Origin of the sequence: Paenibacillus sp. 1001270B_150601_E10, assembly GCF_015558675.1 — a bacterium.
GTDB lineage: Bacteria > Bacillota > Bacilli > Paenibacillales > Paenibacillaceae > Paenibacillus_B.
In genome coordinates this window covers 583050-591573 of record NZ_JADMOL010000003.1, presented here as the reverse complement: position 1 = coordinate 591573, position 8524 = coordinate 583050, and the positions used below count along the sequence as shown (strand labels likewise).

6 protein-coding genes are annotated in these 8524 nt (G+C 45.1%); all 6 read right to left on the bottom strand.

Annotated features, from left to right (window positions below; translation table 11 throughout):
* Nucleotides 1-670 precede the first annotated feature (670 nt).
* Nucleotides 671-3181 carry a DNA gyrase subunit A gene (gene gyrA / locus I2H74_RS11295; RefSeq protein ID WP_195574033.1) on the bottom strand — a complete coding sequence of 837 codons (2511 nt, stop codon included), beginning with the start codon at nucleotides 3179-3181 and terminating at the stop codon, nucleotides 671-673.
* A gap of 493 nt (nucleotides 3182-3674) precedes the next feature.
* A complete protein-coding gene (gene gyrB, locus I2H74_RS11290; RefSeq protein ID WP_195574092.1) occupies nucleotides 3675-5591 on the bottom strand; it encodes a DNA topoisomerase (ATP-hydrolyzing) subunit B in 1917 nt (638 codons plus the stop codon).
* A 29-nt stretch (nucleotides 5592-5620) separates the two neighbouring features.
* Nucleotides 5621-5878, bottom strand: a complete 258-nt coding sequence (gene remB / locus I2H74_RS11285; RefSeq protein WP_085494581.1) for an extracellular matrix regulator RemB — start codon at nucleotides 5876-5878, stop codon at nucleotides 5621-5623.
* A 12-nt stretch (nucleotides 5879-5890) separates the two neighbouring features.
* Nucleotides 5891-7003 (bottom strand): DNA replication/repair protein RecF, encoded by a 1113-nt coding sequence (recF, locus tag I2H74_RS11280; protein WP_195574032.1) that lies wholly within the window; start codon nucleotides 7001-7003, stop codon nucleotides 5891-5893.
* Between the two features lie 3 nt (nucleotides 7004-7006).
* The gene (gene yaaA / locus I2H74_RS11275; RefSeq protein ID WP_195574031.1) at nucleotides 7007-7228 is read right to left on the bottom strand and encodes a S4 domain-containing protein YaaA; all 222 of its coding nucleotides are present in this window, start codon (nucleotides 7226-7228) and stop codon (nucleotides 7007-7009) included.
* A 42-nt stretch (nucleotides 7229-7270) separates the two neighbouring features.
* Nucleotides 7271-8413 carry a DNA polymerase III subunit beta gene (gene dnaN / locus I2H74_RS11270; protein ID WP_195574030.1) on the bottom strand — a complete coding sequence of 381 codons (1143 nt, stop codon included), beginning with the start codon at nucleotides 8411-8413 and terminating at the stop codon, nucleotides 7271-7273.
* Nucleotides 8414-8524: the final 111 nt, after the last annotated feature.

The window sequence follows — 8524 nt, the reverse complement described above, 5'->3', positions numbered from 1 at the left end:
TATTAGGCACGCCGCCAGCGTTCGTCCTGAGCCAGGATCAAACTCTCCATAAAAGTGTTTGACTTGCTCATTTGTATTGCTGACGAGAATTTAATTCTCAATAATGTTTCACTCGTTGTTCAGTTTTCAAAGAACAATTTTGCTTGTCTCAACCGCCTTATCAGCGGCGACTTAATTAATATATCATATTCAGAAGCTCAATGCAAGTCTTTTTTTAAAATAATTTAAATCGCATTTACTTAAATCCAATACTTGCACACCTTCTTTTGGAAGAAGGAATTATAGTATAACAAATCATATATAGTAATGCAACACTTTTATTCTATTATCTTTTTTGTTCATATAAGAGTTACCCTTTAGGCCAAAGTTGACTCCGGCGTTGATCATAACCTTATTTTAAAACTGAGCTTCACTGTAACAATAGAAGTGAATTCGAGTTCACTTCAATACATGCACACGGCAATTGCTGCTGTTCATCTATTTAATGCTGCAGACAGGGGCTCATCTGCCTAACATCGTTCAACCCTGTAATAGTTCTCATGCTGCAAGGATTACACGAGCCATTAGATCATATTTCAATGTCGCAAGCCGATCACTATATCATCAACATGTTCATTTCATAAAAAGAAGACCGCAATATAAATGCGGTCTTCCCAGTAACTTATAGTTCTCAAGCTTCATCCTGAGGGAGATCTGTGCTGCCGGATTCAGTTGAACCGTCTTCCATCGACACATCTTCATCCATCGCTTGTTCCTCTTCTTGGTTCTTACCACAGCGGGTAACTGTCGATACAGCATCCTCATCGCGGATATTAATAATCTTAACGCCTTGCGCGTATCGACCAAGCTGAGAGATGCCGGAGATGCTTGTACGGATGATTGTACCCGATTCCGTGATCACCATGAGATCATCGTCATCGCTTACGACTTTGAGTCCTGCTAGAGGACCATTTTTCTCCGTAACATTAATCGCCTTAATCCCTTTACCGCCACGAGTCTGAGAACGATACTCCTCTGTTGGCGTACGCTTGCCATACCCCTTCGTCGTTACGATCAAGACATCTTGAGCAGGATCGATAACGTCCATATCAATGACTCTATCATCGCTATCGAGGTTGATTCCTTTTACACCAGTAGCTGAACGTCCCATAGAGCGGACATCCTTTTCAGAGAATCGAATGGACATTCCGTTCTTCGTACCCATAATGATCTCACGTTCGCCATCAGTTAGACGTACACCGATCAGATCGTCATCATCACGAAGATTGATGGCGATCAAGCCGCCCTTACGGATATTGTTGTAATCGATAAGCGGTGTCTTCTTCACGATACCTTGTCTTGTTGCGAAGAACAGGTATTGCTCACCACCAAACTCTTCAACGGGAATAACCGCATTGATCGTCTCACCCTGCTCGATCTGAATCAGGTTGATGACAGGCGTTCCTCTTGCTGTACGGCTGAGATCTGGGATTTCGTACGCCTTGATGCGGTACACCTTCCCTTTGTCGGTAAAGAACATCAAATAATGATGGGAGTTGGTCACAAACAAGTGCTCCACAAAGTCATCATCTTTCATGCCCATACCCACAACTCCGCGGCCGCCGCGCTTCTGACTGCGATAAGTCGTTGCTGGCAGACGCTTGATATAGCCGCTATGCGTAATTGTGATGATAACATCCTCACGAGGAATAAGATCCTCATCCATGATATCATCGCCAAACGTAATCTCTGTACGACGTTCATCGCCATACTTCTGCTTAACCTCTTCGAGCTCGTCATGAACGATCTGAAGGACAAGCTGCTCATCAGCAAGAATCGCTTTGAATTCAGCAATTTTAGCAAGAAGCTCATTATACTCTTCTTCAATCTTGTCACGTTCCAAGCCTGTAAGACGGCGAAGACGCATATCCAGAATCGCTTGCGCCTGCTCAAATGAAAGCTCAAAACGTTCCATCAAGCCATTGCGTGCTTCCTCATCATTGCGAGAGGCGCGAATAAGCGCAATAATCTCGTCCAGATGGTCAAGCGCAATACGCAAGCCTTCAAGGATATGAGCGCGAGCCTCAGCCTTGTTCAAGTCAAACTGTGTACGACGTCTGATGACTTCAACTTGATGCTCAATGTAGTAATGAAGAACATCACGAAGATTCAGAACGCGAGGTTCTTGATTAACAAGAGCAAGCATGTTAACGCCAAAGTTAACTTGCATTTGCGTGTGGCGGTACAAGTTGTTCAGTACTACACTTGGCGTTACATCGCGGCGAAGCTCAATCACGATGCGCATTCCGTTACGGTCAGACTCATCGCGAAGGTCAGTAATGCCGTCGATCTTTTTATCACGAACAAGCTCAGCAATCTTCTCGACCAAACGTGCTTTGTTCACCTGATATGGAATTTCGTTTACTACGATGCGAGCCTTGCCGTTGTTCTCTTCAATCTCAGCACGTGCTCTCATCACTACGGATCCGCGGCCAGTCATATAAGCTTGGCGAATACCTTCACGGCCCATAATCAAACCAGCTGTAGGGAAGTCCGGACCATGGATATAATCCATTAGGTCGATCGGCGTGAGCTCAGGATCTTTAATGAGAGCTTGCACCCCATTAATAACCTCAATCAGGTTGTGCGGCGGGATATTGGTAGCCATCCCTACGGCGATACCAGAAAGGCCGTTTACAAGCAAATTCGGAAAACGCGCTGGCAAAACAACCGGTTCCTTCTCTTCGCCATCATAGTTAGGCGCAAAATCAACCGTCTCTTTATTTAAATCACGAAGCATCTCCATGGAGATCTTGGATAAGCGTGCCTCTGTATAACGCATCGCTGCTGCCATATCACCGTCTATGGAGCCAAAGTTACCGTGTCCATCAACCAGCATGTAGCGCAGGGAGAAATCTTGGGCCATACGGACCATCGTCTCATACACCGCAGAATCACCGTGAGGGTGATACTTACCGATGACTTCACCTACGATCCTTGCTGATTTCTTGTAAGGCTTGTCCGGGGACATACCGAGTTCAGACATTGCATACAGAATACGACGGTGTACTGGCTTCATACCGTCTCGTACATCTGGCAATGCACGACTCACTATAATACTCATCGCATAATCAAGAAAAGATTCGCGCATCTCGGTGCCAATGTCGCGGTCTTTGATCTGCGATTGTTGTTCTTCCGCCATGCTGGACCTCCTTCAAATAATTCCGAGTCATTCTCGTTAGCCTTGCAAACAGAATGTTCGGAAATTCAACAATATCCATCGCTTTTGAGCAGGTTCTTGAATAGGCATTGTTCGTTAACCCACGATTGCAATAAATTCTGCAAACGCATGCAACCGTGTCTAACTGCACGAAAAAACGGCATGCATCCTTACCGGAAGCAGCACCGTCGTCATGATGACAAGTCACGATTAAACTTCATGATTCCGTTATCTATTATATTACTTTCACAAATAAGAAACAATTAAACCTACCTGTGAGCGAGAGCCTTGCATCAGGCTCTATCAACCTATTCAATCCTAGCGTTATGCTTGCTCATAAAGCTAAAACGTCACTCTCTATTATACCATGAAAATGATTTGAATACTGCAAAAATCCATTCTCTTCATTTTCAAAGAGATAAAAATACCCTAGTCTAATCGACCAGGGTATGGATCATTTATCGTGTAAAGTGGATTAGAAATCAAGGTTCTTAACGAACTTCGAATGTTCGATAATAAAGTCACGGCGTGGCTCAACCTGATCCCCCATCAATGTATCGAAAATCTCGTCAGCCATCTTCGCATCGTCAATGGTAACCTGAAGCATCGTACGGCTTTCAGGGTCCATTGTCGTCTCCCACAGCTGAGTTGCGTTCATCTCGCCAAGACCTTTGTAACGTTGTACATTGATCTTACTGCCTTCTCCCCACTCCGCAATGATTTCGTCTCTCATCTTTTCAGAATCGGCATAACGAACCACCTTGTTGCGTTCTATCTTAAAGAGTGGAGGCTGGGCAATATATATATAACCCGCTTCGACAATCTTTCTCATATAGCGATAGAAGAAAGTCAGAAGCAGCGTACGAATATGAGCACCATCGACGTCGGCATCGGTCATGATGACGATCTTATGGTAACGAGCCTTGGACAAGTCAAAGTCTTCTCCAATTCCCGTACCGAGCGCTGTGATAATATTGCGAATCTCTGCGTTGGACAATACCTTGTCCAATCGAGATTTCTCAACGTTCAGTATCTTACCGCGAAGCGGCAGGATCGCTTGGAAATGACGATCACGTCCCTGCTTCGCAGAACCACCAGCAGAATCACCCTCAACGATGTACAACTCACTGATGGATGGATCCTTGGAGGAGCAGTCTGCAAGCTTACCTGGAAGGGAGGATACTTCAAGCGCGCTCTTTCGGCGTGTTAACTCACGCGCACGCTTTGCCGCTTCTCTGGCACGCGCGGCCTGCGTTCCCTTTTCGATAATTTTCTTCGATATCGCCGGATTCTCATTCAAGAACTGCATGAACTTTTCCGCAAACATCGATTCGACGATTCCGCGAACCTCGCTGTTGCCAAGCTTTGTCTTCGTCTGGCCTTCAAACTGCGGCTCTGGAATCTTAACGGAAATAATCGTCGTCAAGCCTTCTCGAACATCATCACCTGTCAGATTCGTGTCGCTTTCCTTCATCAAGCCCATCTTGCGTGCATAATCGTTAATAATGCGTGTGAGCGCACTCTTAAAGCCGGATTCATGCGTACCGCCCTCATGGGTATGAATATTGTTTGCGAACGAATAAATGTGTTCCGTATAGCTATCGTTGTACTGCAAGGCAATCTCACAAGTGATATTGTCCTTCGCGCCTTCTACAAAGATCGGAGGCTCATGAACCGGCTCGCGATTTCGATTCAAGTATTGAACGAACTCGATAATCCCGCCGTCATATTTAAACGTATGGCTTTGAGGATGCTGTGAGCGCTCATCGGTCAAGATCATCTCAATACCGCGATTCAAAAACGCAAGCTCACGAATACGAGATGCCAAGATGTCATACTCGTAGACCGTTGTCTCTGTGAATACTTCTACATCCGGCCTAAATGTGATCGTCGTTCCGGTTTCATCCGTCTCACCGATAATCTTAAGATCGTACTGCGGAACACCACGGTGGTACTCCTGCTGATGGATATACCCATCACGCTTAACCGTAACAATCAAGGAATCTGACAAGGCATTCACGACGGATACCCCTACCCCGTGAAGACCCCCAGATACTTTATATCCTTCTCCACCAAATTTACCGCCGGCATGGAGGACAGTCATAACAACCTCTACGGCAGGACGCTGCATCTTTTCTTGAATCCCTACTGGGATCCCGCGTCCATTATCGATAACGGATACGCTGTTATCTTCATGAACAATGATCTCAATGCGCGTACAATATCCAGCGAGGGCTTCGTCTATACTATTATCAACAACTTCCCATACAAGATGGTGAAGACCCTTGCTGCTAGTTGAGCCAATATACATACCTGGGCGTTTACGAACGGCCTCTAGACCTTCCAACACCTGTATCTGATTCTCATCGTATGTTTGATGATTCAAGGACATCCCATCACCCACTTCTTTTTCATTCTCATTCATGCTTCGTCCATGCGTGGTAAATGATGCGAACGCTTCTTCAGCGTTGTCGACGATATGGGGGAATAATAGACCTTCCCTTTTGTGACTACAATGGATTTGGCTTCTTCCTCACCAATCGTTTCGACATTTTTAATCTTGTGGGAGTGTGCAACAAATTGTTTGGACAGCTTCGATGATTTCTCAATCGAGATATCAAAGATCGCTACCAATTCCGAAGATCGGATTACCTTTTCTCCACCTAGGTGAATATACATCGCAACCACTCCTTAACCCTTCACTTGTCCGCTATCCACATGACAAATATTGGCACCCTGCAGCTTGTTGGTATGGATGCCTTCAATGCCGGTCGTCGTTATAAAGGTCTGCACCTTTTCTTGAAACGTCTCTATGAGCTGTGTCTGACGATAGCTGTCAAGCTCAGACAGCACGTCATCGAGCAATAATACGGGGTATTCGCCGATCTCTTCATGAATCAGCTCGATTTCCGCAAGCTTAAGGGACAAGGCAGTCGTTCGCTGCTGGCCTTGCGAGCCGTACGTCTGCACTTCCTTATCGTTAATAAAAAAGGTCAGATCATCCCGATGAGGGCCAACAAGCGTCATGCCTCGGCGCAGCTCTTGATCATGCATTTGGGTTAACTTTATCATAAATTGCTCAAATAAAACAGCTTCATCCTCTTCCAGACCGCCAAACGAGGGCACGTAATCAATTACGAGCTTCTCGAGGCCATCAGTAATTCCAGCATGAATCTGTTCAGCCCAGATCTGCAGTTTCTTTAAATATTGTTTCCGTTTCTTTACAATTTTAACACCATGCTCTACAAGCTGCTGATTCCAGACCTCCAGCATCGCTGCCTGTTGTGAGCCCCGATCGTTCCACATCTGCTTAAGCAGGTTGTTGCGCTGATTGAGCACTTTCTGATATTGCTGCAAATGGTATAGATAACTTGGCTGCACTTGGCCAATCTCCATATCGAGAAAACGCCGCCTAATGCCAGGGCCGCCCTTTACAATCTCCAGATCCTCAGGCGCAAACATGACGACATTCAAAGCTCCGATAAAATCACTCAGTTTCTTCTGCTCAAGCCCATTCAGCTTCGCCTTCTTTCCCTGCTTGGAAATATTGAGTTCCAGCTGGCAGGGCCCATATTTGCGATCAATCTCCGCCTTTAGGATCGCATGATCCGCTTCCCAGCCGATCAGTTCTTTATCCTTCGACGTGCGATGAGACTTTGTTAAGGCGAGGACAAAGATCGCCTCAAGCAAGTTCGTCTTTCCTTGTGCATTGCGCCCCACAAAAAGATTGACATTGTAATGGGTATCGAGGGTTAATTCTTCATAATTCCGATACGACTTCAAGGTTAACGATCGGATAAACACCCGCTACGCCTCCTGCGATGCGATCACAAACGAACCGCAATCCCTAACCTGAACCTTATCGCCTGGATAAAGCTTGCGGCCTCTACGTTGTTCTACTTCACCGTTAACTTGAACAACTCCCTCTTCCAGCAGAATCTTTGCATGTCCGCCTGATGATGCGCAGTCCGCCAGCTTCAGCATTTGTCCGAGGGCAATATATTCTGTCTTGATGCTTACTTCTTTCATGGTCGTTCCTCCTGCCGGTTCTCCTACCTTGCAACAACAAGATTAAGTTGTTGTACGGTATGGCAATATGAGATGCAAACTATTTACGTTCTCGGTGGATTTGAAAATGATTGGACTCATGGCGCCTGTAAAGCCCAAGAAAATATTTTCACATTCGATTACTTTCAGCACGTCCAGCATATATTTAGAGTTAAAGGCAATGCGGAGCGCTTCCCCATTGAACTCTTTGACTTCCAACTGCTCGGTTACGCGGCCAAGCTCTGTTGAACTGGAGGAAATCTCAATTGTTCCATCCTCTTTGGTCTGAAGGCGAACAATATTGGTTTTTTCCTCACGAGACAGCAAATAAGCACGGTCGATCGCTTCCGTTAATTTTTTTGTATCCAACACAAGTTCTGTTTTGTACTGGTTCGGAATAATTCTAGAAGTATCGGGATAGGTTCCATCCAAAATACGAGAATAGAACAGGACATGATCAATCTTGAACAAAACTTGATTATCCGCGACGACAATATCAACCTTTGTGTTTTGATCCGGAATAATTTTGCTGAGCTCATTCATCGTTTTGCCCGAAATAACGATATTGTGGAAACGAAGATCCGTATCCACTTCGATATGAGCGGCACGGCTAGCCAGGCGATGGCGGTCTGTTGCCACAAACTTAAGCTCTCCGTCCTGCAAATTCCACAATACCCCTGTAAGAATAGGCGTGGTCTCATTGGTGGAAATAGCAAAAACTGTTTGCTTAATCATTGTTTTTAAGAGATCACCGTTTACTGTGAACACTTGATCTTCTTCAATGCTTGGCAGCACAGGATATTCTTCAGGGTCAAGTCCAACGATCTGGATATCTGTCGATCCTGCACGAAGCAGGGTTTGGAATTGGTCCTGCATTTCGATTTCGATATGTTGGGAAGGAAGCTTTTTGATGATCTCGACAAAAAACTTTGCAGGCAATACAACACTGCCTGGACGTTCTACTTGAACTATGGTTTGTCGATCATCCTCGATTGGAATAAAGCTTTGGATGGAAATATCAGTGTCGCTTGCTGTCAATGTTACGCCTTGAAAAGTAACGTCCACTTTAATCCCTGTCAAAATAGGAATCGTTGTCCGGCTGGAAATTGCTCTAGATACGTTCTGTATCGCTTCGTTTAGCTCGTTTTTCAAAATGGATAGCTTCATGGTTCCACTCCTTATGCGAGAAGAAATAGTTCTTGCTGTCTATTTATAAGATGAACTTATTAATCTTTTTAAAATAGTAGTAATAGTAGGGCCTCTTGATACTGTGGATAA

Bases quoted from the DNA above. Each gene is read 5' to 3' on its own strand.
- gyrA (WP_195574033.1), bottom strand. From the start codon at position 3,181: ATGGCGGAAGAACAACAATCGCAGATCAAAGACCGCGACATTGGCACC.
- gyrB (WP_195574092.1), bottom strand. From the start codon at position 5,591: ATGTCCTTGAATCATCAAACATACGATGAGAATCAGATACAGGTGTTG.
- remB (WP_085494581.1), bottom strand. From the start codon at position 5,878: ATGTATATTCACCTAGGTGGAGAAAAGGTAATCCGATCTTCGGAATTG.
- yaaA (WP_195574031.1), bottom strand. From the start codon at position 7,228: ATGAAAGAAGTAAGCATCAAGACAGAATATATTGCCCTCGGACAAATG.
- dnaN (WP_195574030.1), bottom strand. From the start codon at position 8,413: ATGAAGCTATCCATTTTGAAAAACGAGCTAAACGAAGCGATACAGAAC.